This is a genomic window from Staphylococcus sp. HL28, assembly GCF_021117155.1.
Lineage (GTDB): Bacteria > Bacillota > Bacilli > Staphylococcales > Staphylococcaceae > Staphylococcus > Staphylococcus warneri.
The window spans coordinates 1,081,192-1,098,172 of the sequence record NZ_CP088218.1 but is presented as its reverse complement, the minus strand read 5'-3'; the positions used below and the strand labels follow the sequence as shown (position 1 = coordinate 1,098,172).

Sequence of the window (16,981 nt, the reverse complement as noted above, 5' to 3'; positions counted from 1 at the left end):
ATTTTAATCTTGATTTAAATCCGCCTCAGTAATATAAACATCTCTAGGTTTAGAACCGTTAGCGCCAGAGATATATCCCAATTGTTCTAACTGATCTATGATTCTCGCTGCTCTATTATACCCAATTTGGAAATGTCTTTGTACTAATGAAGTAGATATATGTCCTTCATTAATCATGAACTCACACACATCATCAAATAAATCGTCTTGTGCTTGAGTTTGTGTTTTCTTTAATAATTCTTTTTCCTCAAATAAATATTCAGGTTCACGTTGTTGTTTAATGAAATCTACAACGTCATCTATTTCTTCATCTGAGACAAATGTACCTTGAACACGGATTGGTTTATTCATTCCGCCACCTAGGTAAAGCATATCACCATAACCAAGTAGACGTTCTGCACCACCGCTATCAAGTATAGTTCTAGAATCTACACTCGATGATACCATAAATGCAATTCTAGTTGGAATATTAGCTTTTATTAATCCTGTAATGACATTAACGGATGGACGTTGAGTAGCTACTAACATGTGAATACCACATGCACGTGCTTTCTGAGCAATTCGTGCTATAGATTGTTCAACTTCTTGTGGCGCCATCATCATTAAGTCGGCTAATTCATCTATTACTATAACAATTTTAGGCATTCTTTGTTCATATGATGCTTTTTTGTTAAATGCAGTAATATTTCTCACATGATATTGTGCAAATAATTTATATCTGCGTTCCATTTCTTCAACTGCCCATTTTAAACTTTGAGTAGCAGCTTTAACATCAGTAATAACTGGTGATACGAGATGCGGTAAATCATTATATGGTGCTAATTCCACCATTTTTGGATCAATTAATAATAATCTTAGTTCTTCAGGATGATTTTTATACAGTAAAGACATCAAAATACTATTAATACATACTGATTTACCTGAACCAGTCGCACCTGCAATCAGAGCATGTGGCGTTTTAGCTATATCCATTAATAACGGTTCATTGTTAATACGATATCCCATTGCAACTGTTAATTTTGATTCCGCATTTTTAAATGGTTCTGAATCTACAATTGATCTCAAATTCACTTTAGCTGGATTTTGATTAGGTACTTCAATACCTACAAGACTAGTTCCTGGTATTGGTGCTTCAATACGAATATCTTTAGCAGCTAATGCCATCTTAATATCATCTTGTAATGCGGTAATTCTTGATACTTTTACCCCTTTTTCAACTGACAATTCAAAGCGTGTCACACTTGGGCCTTCAGTGACATTTTGTACTTCAGCTGGCACATTGAAGTAATACAATGCATCATTTAATTCCTGTTTCTTATCATCGATCCATTCTTCATTCACTTCATGTGGCTCAGGTTCTTCAAGCAAATCATAACTTGGTAATTTTATATTTGGCCCTTTTCGAATTGTAGGTTTTTGTACTTGAGGTTCTTCTGAATTACCTGACGTTTCTTGCTCATTAAGATGATTGATTCCAACTTGACTATCATCTTGATGATGATTTAACTCATTGTCATTATCATGTGATGAACTATTTTGTTTATTTACTACAGAGTGATTATCATCAACATGAATTGATTCTGTAGACGTTGTATCCACAGTTTCCGAATGAGTGCTTGGTGTTGAAAGATCCAATTGTTCATTTTCCTGAGAATGATTAGTCTCGTGAACTGAAGATGACTCTGATGTACTAGTACTAGTTGTAGATGATATAGAATTAACATTCTCGCTAGAACGCGATGCTTGTGTCTTATCTTCTGGTGTTAATTCAGGAACATTAACTTTTTTACCTTTATTCTTATCCATCATCCGCTTTTTATCTGATGGTGTCATAACGACATTAAATGGTTTACCACCAGTAACACGTTTCTTAGGTGTACTAGAATGTTGCGTTTGTTGCGAGTTTGATTGTCCATCAGAACTACTTGTATTTTCAGAATTTGATTCAAATTGTTCTTTAGTACTAGAATGTATTGATTCAGATGATGAATAGTTTGAACTATTATCTCGTTGACTCTTATCATCTTTTGATGGCATTGACTCATATTGACGTTCGGAAGTACTTACCGTATTCATTGTTTTAGCTGATGACGTACTTATATCATTATTAGATGTCTTATAATTGTTTTCAGTTGAGTCACTTTGATTTTCAATAGTGCTCTCTGATTGCGATGATGTTGCTACACTAGCTACATCGTTTTGACGTCTGCGTTTCTTAGCATATTCTATTTCGTGATCAACACTTTGCGTAACAGCATTATGCCCTCTTCTTTGTTGCGATTGCTGCTCACTAGATTTTTGTTGAAATTCGCTCGTTTTTTGTGACGTTGATATTGGCTCAGAAGTTACATGATTAGCTGAAGAGTTACTTTCATTGATTTCACGATATTCTGCATCATCAACGTTGTTAGATAATTCAGGTTCATCATGAGCCCTGTCACCATTGTCATAACTTTGCGTTTTATCCTCAGAATCTTGTTGTACGATTTCATCTTCAGTTGTGTTTTCTATTGAATGATACTCAAATTGATCCTGTACAGAATCATTATCATGATCATGATTGACTGCGTCAGATACAGTAACATCATCATCATTTACTTCGTGTCTTTGAGTGATATCATTTAAATCTATTTCTTCGTAATTATAGTGATGCCCAGATTTTTCTTGGTTATCTGCGTCTAATCCATTGGCGTCATCTAATTTATCCTCTTCTATATTACTATTGCTATTAACAACGCTATCATTAAGATCTTCTTGATCTTCAATGTCTAATGAACTATCGCCTACATATTGTTGTGCTTGTTTAGCATACATTTCATCTATTGCTTTTTGGATACTATCCTCATTAGATTCTTGATTTTGTTGTCTTTTTTCTTGTAATGCTTTTTTAAATCGACGTTTCTGAAGGACTTTACGTTCACGTTCTCTTCTAATTTCTTCGACGATTTGTGATGCATAAATATTATTAATATTTATCGTATTATCCTTTTTAGAATGATTTGGTGTAGTAGGCGTTTTTACATATTCATTGTCTGTAGATAATTCTTCATTATTAGTATTATGGTTTGATTGTTGTGAATCTTGTTGTTGCGGTTGAGCGTGTGTCTTTGAATCAGATGAAAACGCTCTTGAATTATTATTTACATAGTCTCTATCATTTCGTTTTTCTTCAGCTATGTGTGTGCTATCATTTTCACCATCTTTGGGCGGTATTACACCGTTTTCAATTGGACGTCTTTGTTTAGTGCCGAAAATGGCAGACGGCACCTCTGACGCTTTAAAATCACTTTTGTGATATGTATATTCAGATTGAGTTTTATAATTAGATTTAAAGCGTTCTGATTGTAATTTCATTCTAGGTTGCGTATTGGATGTTGTTTTATGATTTTTCGTACTCGAACTTCCAAGTGAAGTAGGAGAAATTTGACGGTGTGTTGATGTCGTTGCATAAGGATTTGGATCTTTTTTCTTTCTAGATTGATAACCTTTAGATTGATAACTAGAATCGAAACTACCATCTTCATTGTCATGATTTCTTCTACGACGATGTCTTTTATTGTCTTGAGTACGAAATTCCTCTATATCATGATTGACATTGGACTGGTGCACATCTTGAGTAGTTGTGTTTTCAGACTCCGCATTTCCTGATTCAAAACCTTCCATAGGAAAGCGAAACTTCCCTTTTGGACGATGATAGATATCATTATTTTGTGGCAGTAATGAGTCATGATGAGTATCATTCGATTGATTTGCCTGGCGTCTTTTATTTTTATTGCGCAATATATCTTCATTTGAATCATTATCTTCGCCAAATAATTTATCAAACCAGCTCATTCTTTCACTACCTTCCTTTTTTATTCAAAAAATGCTTGTCCAATTTCATAACTATCATCTAATACCATGATGCCTTTTTCTTTAGGAGCATTTGGTAAATTTAGCTCTTTCATAGAACAAATCATTCCACTAGATGCAACACCTCTAAGTTCAGCATCTTTAATGACCATACCACTTGGCATAACTGCGCCAACTTTTGCAACAACCACTTTTTGTCCTTGGTCAACATTCGGTGCACCACAAACAATTTGTAATGTGTCATTACCAACGTTTACATTAAGAACACTTAATTTGTCTGCATCTGGGTGCTTTTCTTTAGTTTCAACATATCCAACAACAAATTTAGGTGATAAATCTGCATTTAACTCATAAGTGAAACCATTATTTTTTATCATTTGCTGTAATTGTTCAACAATGTCTTCTGTTAATTTGATATGACCATTGCCCTCAATTTGAATGTGATTCGAAATGTTAAAGAAATTATATCCAACTACTTGATTATTATCTTCTTTAGTAATTTCAACAACATCATTATTTTTTCTATAATTAAATTCACCTTCTGCAGGTTCAATTTGTAAGAAAGCAACGTCTCCTACACCATTGGGATTATAAAATAAATTCATACTTTTTCTCCTTTTTATTTATTTTTTATCATTAAATTTTTTACGATTTGCTTCTAATCTCTGAATCACGTTTGGGTCTCTTTTTTGTTTATTGTTTTTACCTAAAATGAATATTGGTTCAAGATGACCTTTATCATAACCAAATGATAGTGACGTGATAGGTACAAGACCTTTAGTGAAAAATTCCATAGTTAAATGCGCCATAACATCATAGCCTGTTTTATTACGAATGTCCGCAATAACTAATACATCTTGATGTGGCACTGCTACTAACATTTCACCTTCACATTGATCTTGAATATCATTTAAAAATGATGTATTTAAAATACGACTTGCATCATAGCCATCATTAGAATTAATAAAATAAAAGATATTTCCTTTAACTTCATCTGTACTATATTGATTATTTAATTTTCTAACATTAAATAAAGACATTTCTTTAACTTGTTGTTGTGTCATATTTAACGTTTCTAACATGCTCTCGTCTATGAGTCGATAAGATTTACCTAAATCTAATGCATAGTAAATATTTGTTTCTGCGGTGTGATTTTCATAAATAAAGGCATTACCTTCTTTAGTCTTCTTATCAAAACTCGTAGCACGGATTACTGGCATAATTTGAATATCTTTAAGTTGTTCAAGTCCCTGATCTGCCATTTGTGCAATTGCTTCGTCTATATAATAAATAATTTCATCAACTATTTTTTCTTCTTTTTCTTCATATTTTGCGACAATAGCATTTAATTTTATTGTGACACCTTTATGATTGTCTTTTCTATAAATTCTTAATGTTTCGTCTTCACGATCAAATTTATAATTGACGTCTAAATGGTTTAAACGTTGTTTAATTTTATCTCTCATTTGAAAGACATTCATCTTTAACACTCCTATTTCGCACCTCTTAATAGTTTACAATAAAACAATAGATAGTAACAGAAAAAAACAGGTTTTTAAATATATTTTTCAACTATTCAATTAAATATATTGTGATAAAAATGTATCGATTTGTTCGATGGATTTTCTTTCTTTACCAATATAACTTCCTAACAACTTACCATTTTGATAAACTAAGAAACTCGGAATCCCCATAATACCATTATCAATACAAATATCTATAAATTGGTCTCGATCTACTGAGACAAATTTAAACGATGGATATTTCTCTTCTAACTGGGGTAAATCCGGTTCAATAACTTTACAATCTGGGCACCAATCAGCTGTAAATTCAAACACCGTATTGTCTTGTTTTAATTCTTCAAATTGTTGTTCTGATTCAAGTTTTATCATGATCTTCACTCCTATAAACTAATGATATTGTAACGTTTCAATTTGTATTTCGTTTAAATTTACAATTGCTTTATTTAATAATTGTCTAGCTGCATAATAATCTCTAATATCAAATACAGCATCCGTACTATGAATATAACGTGCACATACACCTATAACAGCTGTAGGAATTCCTTCATTTGCTTTATGAATCTCTCCTCCATCAGTTCCACCCGGGGACATATAATATTGATGAGGAATATCATACTGATTGACTAAATGAAGTAAGTAATCTCTGAACGAAGGTCTTAGAATCATTGTTCCATCTTTGATACGAATCAATGTCCCCTCCCCTAGCGCACCGGATAACTGATTAGGACCTTTAATATCATTTGCTGGAGAACAATCCACTACAAATGCAACATCAGGTTTAATAAGTTCAGCTGATGCTTTAGCACCTCTTAGGCCAACTTCTTCTTGCACATTTGCGCCTACATATAAATCTACATCTAACTCGATATCTTTCAATAATTCTAATATCTCTATCGCGATGAGACAACCATATCGATTATCCCATGCTTTAGCACTAAATCGATACTTCGATAATTGTGTAAATGGTGTGTCTGGAACTATTGTATCGCCTATTTCAATACCTCTTTGTCTAACCTCATTAGCCGACGTAGCACCAATATCTAACATTAAATCACTAATTTGAGGTACGCCTTCATTTCCACTTCTAAAGTGTTTAGGTATATTAGATACAATACCTGTAATTTCTTCATTATTACGACTTTTCACTTTGAGTCTTTGACCTTGCCAAATGTCATTAGCAACGCCCCCAAGGTTTGTAAATTGAATCATACCATTATCGGTAATATGTGTAATCATAAATCCAATTTCATCCATATGAGCGGTTATCATCACACGTTTTGCATTCGATTTGGCAGATTTTTTCACTCCAAAAAAGCCACCCATTCGGTTATCAATAAACTCATCCACAAAAGGCGTCATTTGTTCTTTCATATATGCTTTAACATCATCTTCAAAACCTGGCGCACCATGTAATTCAGTAAGATGTTTTATTCTATCTAGTGTTATACTTTCATTAATAGTCATTTAAAGCTTCACTCCTTATAACTTATTATATCATCTTCATTATGGTAAACTAATAATATGAATTATGAATAAGGGAGATACAATGATGAAGTGTTTAAATTGTAAAAATATATCTATCATAGGTGCTTGTATGGTTGTAATCATATCAGCTGGTGTCGTTGCATACCTAGCTAAGAAAAAATATTATAATCCCGATAAATTATTAAATGAAGTTAAAACTTATTTTATGGACGTTAAAGGTTCTTATATCGTACATCAACCACTTAACGATCCTAACATTAATGCTAATAGACCAGTTTATCTTGGAGGCATAACTGCAACTAAAAATGGACAACTTGTTGATTATGATTTTTATGCAGATGCCTATTCAGGTGAAGTATTAAATATTATAGAATTATAAATTACACATATATAAATTAAAGGTTATAGATTGTTCACTCAAAAATAATGAGATTCTTGAACAAAACTATAACCTTTTTCATTGTTTTAATATTGTCTATATTCACGTTTAACTATCTCTTTAATATTGTGCTTATCAGATTCAAATTTAAGCGCAAAGTAGTTCTCATCATGATAAAACAAGAACCAATAATCATTAAAAATATAATAAGGAATACATCTTTCTTTTTCTTGAATAGATGTCATAGGATAATCATCATATGCTGTAACCCATAATGGGTTGCGATGTGCTATGGTTGGGAAAATGTCAGCCATATGTACTGCTTTTTGCCCTTCGCTTTCGATAGTAATGATACTATGACCATAACTATGTCCACCCGTATGAATCATTTTAATACCTGGAACTGGTTCGATTTCATCCTTAAATAAAATAACTCTTTCAGCGTAGTCGCCTTGATTTTCCTTCCAATATGTCGCCTGACTACGTATATTAGGTGCTAGAAACTCATGCCATTCATCTTGCTGAATATAATGTATAGCATTTTCAAACAGAGCGTGCCCATTTTCATCTGTAAGTCCCGCAGCATGGTCAAAATGTAAATGAGTCATTAAAACTATATCTATATCATCTGGTGTAAGTCCAAAATACGCTAATTCTTCTTTAATAAAACTTTCTTGTGTAACACCACTATTTCTTTTTTGCTTGTCAGTTAACTTATTATTTCCAATGCCGGTATCTATTAAAATATTATATTCTGGGTGTCGAATAAGAATTGGATGCGTTGGCGTATGAACTTGATTCTTGTCATTTACTTTATATTTTCTTGTCCAAAGAGGTTTAGGGACCACTCCAAACATTGCACCTCCATCTATATGTGTGTTCCCGCCATTTATATCATCAATTGTTAATGCACCTAACTTCATCATATCACTTCCCAATTTTAGTCTTTATACTTTTAAACTTAATTATAATCTATAATATTTAAAGCACATTCGCAATAAATGAGTTAGCGCTATTATGGATTGACTCCATGGCTATTCAGAACATACTTTAATGACAAAAAAGACAAATCCCGGTTAAGAAACTTGTCTTTTTATTATATATTTTTATGAAATTTAGCTTCCATTCGATAAATTCTAGAACCCTTTTCAGAAAACTTCTGTTCATATTCTGTTAATATATTATCTTCGTCGTCTTCATCATGTAAATTTAAATTCATCTTTGTAAAGTACATACCAAATTGAGACATACTTTCTAAGCTGAACGCAAAAAGACCTCTATTATCTGTTTTAAAATGGATTTCGCCGTCTTCAACTAAAATTTGTTTATATAGTGCTAAATATGTATGATATGTGAGCCTTCTTTTAGCATGGCGTTTTTTAGGCCATGGATCAGAAAAATTAAGATAAATCCTAGAAACTTCACCATTTTTAAAGTACTCATTAAGTTCAATCGCATCATTACAAATCATTTTAAGATTTGATAAATTTTGCTCTTTCACTTTATCTAAGACCTTATACATGACGCTTTTTTCACGTTCCATTGAGACAAAATTAATTTCTGGATGCTGTGCGGCAAGTGTTGTAATAAATTGCCCCATTCCAGATCCAATCTCAATATAAATAGGTTGTTTTTTATCAAACCATTCATCTATATGTCCAGCATGTGAACCATCCATATCAACTAAATCTGGATGGTCTTTCAAATAATCTTCCGCCCAAGGTTTGTAGCGAACTCTCATACTCAATTTCTCCTTATATAAATAAGTTGCTATTCATCACTTCATTTAAAAATTCAAGCCAAGTATTCATATCTTTAAAACGCTTTTGTTCTTCATACCATTGAACCATACCAATAGATTGAATAACCGTATACCACTTCATACGTTTATTTAAATTCAGACTTTCTTGAACGCCATATGTTTCAAACCATTTAGACCATTTATTTTCAGGAACGTAGTTGTAAAGCAGCATACCTATATCAATTGCAGGATCCGCAATCATAGCACCTTCCCAATCTACTAAAAATAGCTCATCACGATCCGATAAAAGCCAGTTATTATGATTAACGTCTCCGTGTACTACAGTGAAAAATCTTGAATCTAAATTAGGTATATGGTCTTCTAAATACGTTAATGCTTTTCTAACAACATGGTGTGTTAAAACTTCTCTTGATAGAGATGCATTGATTTTATTTAACATAATTTCTGGTGTAATGGGTTCCATTTCCATTCTTTTTAACATTGTTAATAATGGCTTGGAATTATGAATTTTTTTCAATATTTTAGCTACTCTAGGCTGCTGCATTTCGTTCGCTGTCAATTCGCGACCGTTTTTCCAATGTTGCGCCGTTACTACTTCACCAGTTTCAATTCTTTTCGTCCAAACTAACTTAGGTACAATACCCTCTGCAGATAAAGCTGCAATAAAAGGATTAGTATTTCGTTTTAAAAACAACTTCTGTCCATCTTGTTCAGCCATATAAGCTTCACCAGAAGCACCGCCAGCTGAATCTAATGTCCACCCTAACTGATAAAACTGCTCCAACACGTTCACCTCACTTTCAATTAGAAAATGGCTCCAGAAATATGTTTTCAAGAGCCATATATTCTAATTTATAGAAACCGTATAGTCATATCTACACGCTCGTTTAAATTAATTTTACAGTTTTGTGAGTTGGCTAATTTTTATATTTTTGTCCCTAAAAATATGCTTTAAAATTGCGTCCTCATTTTTTATCACTCATAGAAGATTTTATAATTTTTATCATTATATTTCAACTAAAAATGAGAAACTAAAAGACACATTTTACTAGTCCGCTCGTTTAAAAATTATAAAACTACTTTGACTTAGATTATAACATATTTAGAGTGAGATAGTTGGAGAAATTTTGATAATTATTTAACTTATAAACTATGTGTTTTGATATATTCATTAAATCCATCTTGAAGTTGTCTCGTAATGTCTCCTACATTACCACTTCCTACATCTTCCCCATCGATCTTAACTACAGGCATGACCTCAGCTGAAGTACTAGAAATGATCACTTCATCTGCATTTTTTAAAAAATCAACAGTAAACGTTTCTTCAATAAATGGAATATTTTTATCTTCAGAAATCCATTTAATAACTTTTCTTGTAATACCATTTAAAATAAAGTTATTCACAGGATGCGTATACACTTTTCCATCTTTGATCGCATAGACATTACTTGAAGCACCTTCCGTAACTGTTTCGGCACGATGCTGAATTGCTTCGCTCGCATTATATTTCACAGCAAACTCTTTAGCTAATACGTTTCCTAGAAGATTTAAACTTTTAATGTCGCAACGTAACCAACGAATATCTTCAGTTGTTACTGCATAAATACCTTTTTCTAAATCTTCAAACGGTCTATCATAACTCTTAGTAAATGCCATCAACACAGGTTTTACAGGTGGTGTAGGGAAAGAATGTTCTCGTGGTGCTGCACCACGTGTAGCTTGAATATAAATCCCTCCATTTTTAACACCGTTAACATCCAATAATTTACGCACTAATTCAATTAATTCATCGACTGTATAATTAAGGTCTAATCCAATTTCATTAGCACTTCTTAAAAATCTCTCAAAATGTTCTTTAACTGTAAATAACTTTCCATCGTATGTACGAATATATTCATAGATACCGTCTCCAAATACGTAACCTCTATCATCATAAGAGACCTTTGCTTCTTCATGTTCTAAAAATTCACCGTTAATAAAAACTTTTGTCATAAATTATCCCTCCACACATAATGAGTATATCGCCTCGAGATAAATACTCGTTGCATTAAATAGTTGCTTTTTCGTGATGTATTCGTTTTTCTGATGCATTAAGTCTTCGGAGTCGCTAAACATTGCACCAAATGCGACACCTTTATCTAAGTTTCTAGCATAGGTACCGCCACCAATTGTATATGGTTCCATCATATCTCCAGTTTGATTTCTGTATGCAGTTACTAGTTTTTGAACAAATGGATCATTTTTATCCACATAATGTGGTTTTTGTACTTTACCCATTTCTATTCTAAATCCTAATGTTTCAATTTCTTTTGAGAAACGATCAATAGCTTCTTCAAATTCAAAGCTTTGAGGATATCTCAAGTTCACACCAAAACGTCCAGCCTTTTCATTATCATAAGTCATCACACCAATATTTGTAGTTACATCACCCATAATATCAGTATGGAATTTCATACCCATTTTTTCTCCAAAATGAGACTCGTGTAAATATTGGTTACTAAAGTTCACAAAATCTTTAGCACTTTTATTTAAATTTAACGTAGCTAAGAATTCTAAAAGATATAGGCCGGCGTTAATTCCTAATGAAGGATCCATACCATGAACAGCTTTACCTTCAACAGTTAAAATAAGAATGCCACTATCTACAGTACTTTCACCTTGTAGGTGGTGTGTTTCTAAAAAGTATTCAAAGTTTTGAATCACATCAGTCATGTGTTCTTTAACTAATACCTTAGCTTCTGCATGATCTGGCACCATGTTATAACGTTGACCAGAATTAAACGCTAGTAATTCATAGTCTGGTTCATCTACATCTTCAGCCATTTCATTTTGCACTAAGTCAAAAGTAGTAATACCTTTTTCACCATGAATCGCAGGAAATTCAGCATCTGGCGCAAATCCCAATGCAGGCATTTCTTCCGTTTGGAAATAACGATCGGTACATTTCCAATCAGATTCTTCATCAGTACCAATAATAATATGAATGCGTTTCTTCCAATCTACTTTCATATCATTCAATATCTTCACTGCATAGTAAGCCGCGATTGTAGGACCTTTATCATCTAATGTACCTCTAGCAATGATAGCATTGTCAGTCACTACGGGTTCGAATGGTTTTGAATCCCATCCATCGCCAGCTGGTACAACATCAACATGACAAAGAATACCTAATACATCGTCACCTTTACCCGCTTCAATTCTACCAGCGATATGATCAACATCATGTGTAGAAAAGCCGTCTCTTTCGGCAATTTGATACATATAATTTAATGCTTCTTTGGGACCCGGACCTACTGGCGCATCGTCGTTTGCTTTACTGTCATCTCTTACACTTTCTATTGACAATAATCCTTTCAGATCTTCAATGATTTGGTTTTCGTATTCTTGAACTTTTTCTTTCCACATTCGAATTCGACTTCCTTTTTTAATAAGTTATTTTCCATTTTACATGAAGTTACAGTGAAACTACAGTAAGATGTTAGAAAAATTACTAAATTTTCTAAATTTTTATTACAAAAAAATGCCTATACACAGTTTCAATAAGAATTGTGTATAGGCATTTAAATGAATTACAATTATTTTTTATCTTCTAAGGCATTTTTATTACTTTTTAAATCTTCTTCTGAAACGACGCGTAAATTATTATTAGCTGTAGCGCCACCTTCATCATCAAACTTGCCTTCTTCTAAATCATCAGCTTTATTTTCATCTAAGTTTGTGAATCTAGTTTTTTCTTCTTCAAAGAATGCTTTTGGATCATTTTTAATTCTTTCTACGTACCCTTTTGGATTACTTTTAACATCTTGAATTGTTTCGTTAGCTTTAGAACTAATTTGGTTTGCTAAATCTTTAGCATTTGCTTTATATGATTCTGGATTTTCTTTGTATTGATTATATTGATCTTTTAATTTATCTCTACTTTCTTTACGAGATAATAGAACTGCCGCTGCAGCACCACCTAAACCTAATACTACTCTAAATAAATTTGTACCTTTTGCCATATTCAAACACCTTCTCTTTCTTTAGTTTAAAAGTAATTTAAAATCTTCTTCAGTTAATAAACGAAATTCTCCTAATTTAAGTGATGTATCCAACTCTAAATTAGCAATTTTAATACGTTTTAATTGTAATACCTCATTTTCTATCTCATGAAACATTCTTTTAACTTGATGATATTTACCTTCGTATATCGTAACACGTGATTGTCGTTTTTCAATGATTTCTAATTGTGCTGGTTTCACTTTACCATCGGACAGTTCTATACCTTTCCTAAAACATTCAATATCACTTTCGGTTACATCATACTTTGATAATACTTCATATGTTTTAGGCACGTGTTTATTGGGACTCATCAGGTCATGATTAAATTGACCATCATTAGTGACTAGTAATAAGCCTTCCGTATCTTTATCTAACCTACCTACAGGGAAAATCCCCAAGTGTTTATACTCAGGGATTAAATCTATTACAGTTTGATGTTTATCATCTTCAGTCGCTGATACTACTCCAGATGGCTTATTTAACATGATATACACTTTATCAATATATATAATTTTTTCACCATTAACTGTAATGATATCTTCATCAGGATTAATTTGCGTTTTAGGCGACTTAATCACGTTATCGTTCACTATAACGTGGCCTTTTTTTAAACTTTGCTTTACTTCATTTCGTGTACCTACACCCATATTTGCTAAAAACTTATCTAATCTCATCTTAAGAAACCAACTTTACGTCTGATTTTTTCAGGAATATCCCCTAAAAACTCATCTGCAAATTTAGTCTTAATTGTAATACCACCATATATAGCTGCACCTACAACAACGCCTACAGCAATAATAATTAAATAACCTAATTTGCTAGGTGCTAGGAATAATTTTCCAATAAAGAATACTAATTCTACACCTAACATCATAATAAACGAATATAAAAAGATTTTACCGAAGTGAATCCAACTATAACTAAACTTGAACTGTGCATATTTCTTTAAGATGTAGAAGTTACAACCAATTGCAAAGAGTAATGCAATTGACGTACTTAGTACGGCACCCGGTGTATGCAATAACATAATAAGTGGATAGTTAAGGATTAATTTAATAGCAACAGCACCTAAAATAACATAAACGGTTAATTTTTGTTTATCGATACCTTGTAACATAGATGCAGTCACACTTAATAGTGAAATTAGAATTGCAACTGGTGCATAGATAAACAGTAATCTACTACCATCAAAGTTAGGATCATGACCTTGAACTATTGGATCATATCCATAAAAGACTGTAAATAACGGCTGTGCTAATGCCATAATACCAATACTTGCTGGGACTGTAATAAACATCAGTACACCAATTGACGTTCTGATTTGTCTATGCATTTCTTCAAAACGACCTTCTTCATACGTTTTGGTAATGTATGGAATTAAACTTACTGCAAAACCAGCACTTAACGATGTAGGAATCATAACAATTTTATTTGTCGACATATTTAACATATTAAAGAAAATGTCTTGTAATTGTGATGATACACCTACCACAGATAATGCGCCATTATGTGTAAATTGATCGACTAAATTAAATAATGGGAAATTTAAACTTACTATTACAAACGGAATACTATATTTTATGATTTCTTTATACATATTGCCGTATGAAACATTGATATCGGTATAATCTGATAATACCATTTTATCAATATTTTTCTTACGTTTTCTCCAGTAATACCATAATGTAAGGATACCTGCTATAGCGCCAATAGCTGCAGCAAATGTTGCTATACCATTCGCCATTAGTACTGTGCCATCAAATACATTTAATACTAAGTAACTGCCTACTAAGATAAAAATCACTCGCGCTATTTGCTCAGTTACTTCAGATACTGCAGTAGGTCCCATTGATTTATAACCTTGGAAGATACCTCTCCAAGTTGCTAATACAGGGATGAAGATAACTACCATACTTATAATTCTAATAATCCAAGTGATATCTGCCACAGACCATCCATTTTTATCTGACGCATTACGAGATAAAGTTAATTCTGAAATAAATGGTGCTAGGAAATATAGAATTAAAAATCCTAGTACACCAGTGATACTCATGACAATAAAACTTGATTTATAAAATTTCTGACTGACTTTATATGCACCTAATGCATTATATTTAGCTACATATTTTGAGGCTGCAAGTGGCACTCCTGCTGTAGCTACAGCTATCGCAATATTATACGGTGCATAGGCATACGTGAACGGTGCCATATTTTCTTGTCCGCCTATTAAATGGTTAAATGGAATAATAAATAGTACACCGAGAACTTTCGTAATTAGAATACTTAGTGTAATTAAAAAGGTCCCTCGAACCATTTCTTTACTTTCGCTCATTAACTATCTTCCTATCTTTAAAAAGTTTATTAAACCTAGTTGAACTCATGTTGTGTTCGCTATCATTAGCTTACATTATTATAAAATATATCACAAAAAGACTAACATGGGGATTGATTTTATAATAATTTTTAAACGATTAGATGATAAAAACGAATTAATCCTTACTTATCCTTTAAAAATGGATTATGTATATAATAATACTTCAAGTTTTCTATTATAGTTATTATTTTATGCATTGTCATCTAATTATACAACTTCTGTAGCATATATTTATTGATTCATTTACAATAGTGATGAATATTCATTGGAGGAAGTTAATATGTATCAAACAATCATCATCGGTGGTGGCCCAAGTGGTTTAATGGCTGCTGTAGCTGCTAGTTCTAATATTAGTCAAGTTCTTATATTAGAAAAGAAAAAAGGTCTTGGTAGAAAATTAAAAATTTCAGGTGGTGGTCGTTGTAATGTTACCAACCGCTTACCCTATGCAGAAATAATTAAAAACATACCAGGTAACGGTAAGTTTTTATATAGCCCTTTTTCAATATTTGATAATGAATCCATTATTGAATTCTTTGAAAATCGCGGCGTTAAATTAAAAGAAGAAGATCACGGGAGAATGTTCCCTGTTTCAAACAAGGCCCAAGATGTCGTTGACACGTTAGTAAAAACTATTAATGAACAACAAGTCACTGTTAAAGAAGAAACTGCTGTAACTCATCTATCTGTAAATGAAGATGGTATTTTCAAAGTAGAAACATCGCAACAAATATATGAAGCGAAGAGTGTGATTATAGCAACAGGTGGTACGAGTGTTCCACAAACAGGTTCGACAGGAGACGGTTATCAATTCGCTAAATCTTTGGGGCATTCCATAACTGAGTTATTCCCTACTGAAGTGCCAATTACATCACCTGAGCGCTTTATTAAAGATAAAACGTTAAAAGGATTAAGTTTGAAAGATGTAGAACTATCTGTATTAAAGAAAAATGGTAAAAAACGAATCAGTCATCAAATGGATATGATTTTCACGCATTTTGGTGTCAGTGGTCCTGCTGCATTAAGATGTAGTCAATTTGTATATAAAGAACAAAAAAATCAAAAGAAAAACGAAATTTTAATGTCTCTTGACGCTTTTCCAGAGTTAAATCAAGAAGAACTTACGCAACAAATTAAACGTAAGCTAAAAGATGAACCAGATAAATTCATTAAAAATAGTTTACATGGTCTGATTGAAGAACGCTATTTATTATTTATATTAGAACAAGCTAATATCGATAACGAAACAACATCACACCATTTATCAAATCAACAATTGAATACAATTGTTAATTTATTAAAAGGTTTTACATTTAAAGTTAATGGTACCTTACCTATTGATAAAGCTTTTGTTACTGGTGGAGGCGTTTCATTAAAAGAAATTGAACCTAAAACGATGATGTCTAAATTAGTTTCTGGTCTATTTTTATGTGGTGAAGTATTAGATATCCATGGCTATACTGGCGGTTATAATATAACAAGCGCATTAGTCACTGGTCACGTAGCGGGTTTAAATGCCGGTAAACATCATGCTATAAAGAATAATTAATAAAATCAAAAAAGCA

Annotated in this window: 15 protein-coding genes; 2 read left to right on the top strand and 13 right to left on the bottom strand. The window is 32.4% G+C overall.

Features of this window, described 5'->3' with window-relative positions; all coding sequences use genetic code 11:
- Positions 1-3 precede the first annotated feature (3 nt).
- The 5 genes from LPC11_RS05415 to LPC11_RS05395 all read right to left on the bottom strand — a co-directional run bounded on the left by LPC11_RS05415 (position 4) and on the right by LPC11_RS05395 (position 6,839).
- Complete coding sequence (locus tag LPC11_RS05415) at positions 4-3,834, bottom strand: DNA translocase FtsK (RefSeq protein WP_023372949.1); 3,831 nt, start codon at positions 3,832-3,834, stop codon at positions 4-6.
- 20 nt (positions 3,835-3,854) lie between these two features.
- Positions 3,855-4,457, bottom strand: a complete 603-nt coding sequence (ytpR, locus tag LPC11_RS05410; RefSeq protein WP_023372951.1) for a YtpR family tRNA-binding protein — start codon at positions 4,455-4,457, stop codon at positions 3,855-3,857.
- Positions 4,458-4,475: 18 nt separating this feature from the next.
- Entirely contained in the window at positions 4,476-5,333 is an 858-nt protein-coding gene (locus LPC11_RS05405) for a DUF1444 domain-containing protein (protein WP_002467410.1), read from the bottom strand.
- 99 nt (positions 5,334-5,432) lie between these two features.
- The gene (locus tag LPC11_RS05400) at positions 5,433-5,744 is read right to left on the bottom strand and encodes a thioredoxin family protein (RefSeq protein ID WP_023372953.1); all 312 of its coding nucleotides are present in this window, start codon (positions 5,742-5,744) and stop codon (positions 5,433-5,435) included.
- Between the two features lie 18 nt (positions 5,745-5,762).
- Entirely contained in the window at positions 5,763-6,839 is a 1,077-nt protein-coding gene (locus tag LPC11_RS05395) for a M42 family metallopeptidase (RefSeq protein ID WP_023372955.1), read from the bottom strand.
- Between the two features lie 85 nt (positions 6,840-6,924).
- Between LPC11_RS05395 and LPC11_RS05390 the strand changes: the two genes are divergently transcribed.
- Positions 6,925-7,239: a PepSY domain-containing protein gene (locus tag LPC11_RS05390; protein ID WP_231307378.1), complete on the top strand. Its 315-nt coding sequence runs from the start codon at positions 6,925-6,927 to the stop codon at positions 7,237-7,239.
- A gap of 86 nt (positions 7,240-7,325) precedes the next feature.
- Here the strand turns inward: LPC11_RS05390 and LPC11_RS05385 are convergent, their stop codons facing one another.
- The 8 genes from LPC11_RS05385 to LPC11_RS05350 all read right to left on the bottom strand — a co-directional run bounded on the left by LPC11_RS05385 (position 7,326) and on the right by LPC11_RS05350 (position 15,374).
- A complete protein-coding gene (locus LPC11_RS05385) occupies positions 7,326-8,162 on the bottom strand; it encodes a YtnP family quorum-quenching lactonase (RefSeq protein ID WP_041613593.1) in 837 nt (278 codons plus the stop codon).
- 173 nt (positions 8,163-8,335) lie between these two features.
- Positions 8,336-8,980 (bottom strand): tRNA (guanosine(46)-N7)-methyltransferase TrmB, encoded by a 645-nt coding sequence (gene trmB / locus LPC11_RS05380; RefSeq protein WP_023372961.1) that lies wholly within the window; start codon positions 8,978-8,980, stop codon positions 8,336-8,338.
- A 13-nt stretch (positions 8,981-8,993) separates the two neighbouring features.
- Positions 8,994-9,785: a phosphotransferase family protein gene (locus tag LPC11_RS05375; RefSeq protein WP_015364891.1), complete on the bottom strand. Its 792-nt coding sequence runs from the start codon at positions 9,783-9,785 to the stop codon at positions 8,994-8,996.
- A 359-nt stretch (positions 9,786-10,144) separates the two neighbouring features.
- Entirely contained in the window at positions 10,145-10,993 is an 849-nt protein-coding gene (dat, locus tag LPC11_RS05370) for a D-amino-acid transaminase (RefSeq protein ID WP_023372963.1), read from the bottom strand.
- A 3-nt stretch (positions 10,994-10,996) separates the two neighbouring features.
- Positions 10,997-12,406: a dipeptidase PepV gene (gene pepV, locus LPC11_RS05365; RefSeq protein WP_041613595.1), complete on the bottom strand. Its 1,410-nt coding sequence runs from the start codon at positions 12,404-12,406 to the stop codon at positions 10,997-10,999.
- 170 nt (positions 12,407-12,576) lie between these two features.
- A complete protein-coding gene (locus LPC11_RS05360) occupies positions 12,577-13,002 on the bottom strand; it encodes a YtxH domain-containing protein (protein WP_023372966.1) in 426 nt (141 codons plus the stop codon).
- A 21-nt stretch (positions 13,003-13,023) separates the two neighbouring features.
- A complete protein-coding gene (locus LPC11_RS05355; protein ID WP_023372968.1) occupies positions 13,024-13,716 on the bottom strand; it encodes a pseudouridine synthase in 693 nt (230 codons plus the stop codon).
- Complete coding sequence (locus LPC11_RS05350; protein WP_107566338.1) at positions 13,713-15,374, bottom strand: putative polysaccharide biosynthesis protein; 1,662 nt, start codon at positions 15,372-15,374, stop codon at positions 13,713-13,715. Before LPC11_RS05350 ends, LPC11_RS05355 begins: the two co-directional genes overlap by 4 nt.
- A gap of 322 nt (positions 15,375-15,696) precedes the next feature.
- Here LPC11_RS05350 and LPC11_RS05345 point away from each other — a divergent pair, with 322 nt between their 5' ends.
- On the top strand, positions 15,697-16,965 hold the full coding sequence (locus LPC11_RS05345; protein WP_023372972.1) for a BaiN/RdsA family NAD(P)/FAD-dependent oxidoreductase: 1,269 nt from the start codon (positions 15,697-15,699) through the stop codon (positions 16,963-16,965).
- Positions 16,966-16,981: the final 16 nt, after the last annotated feature.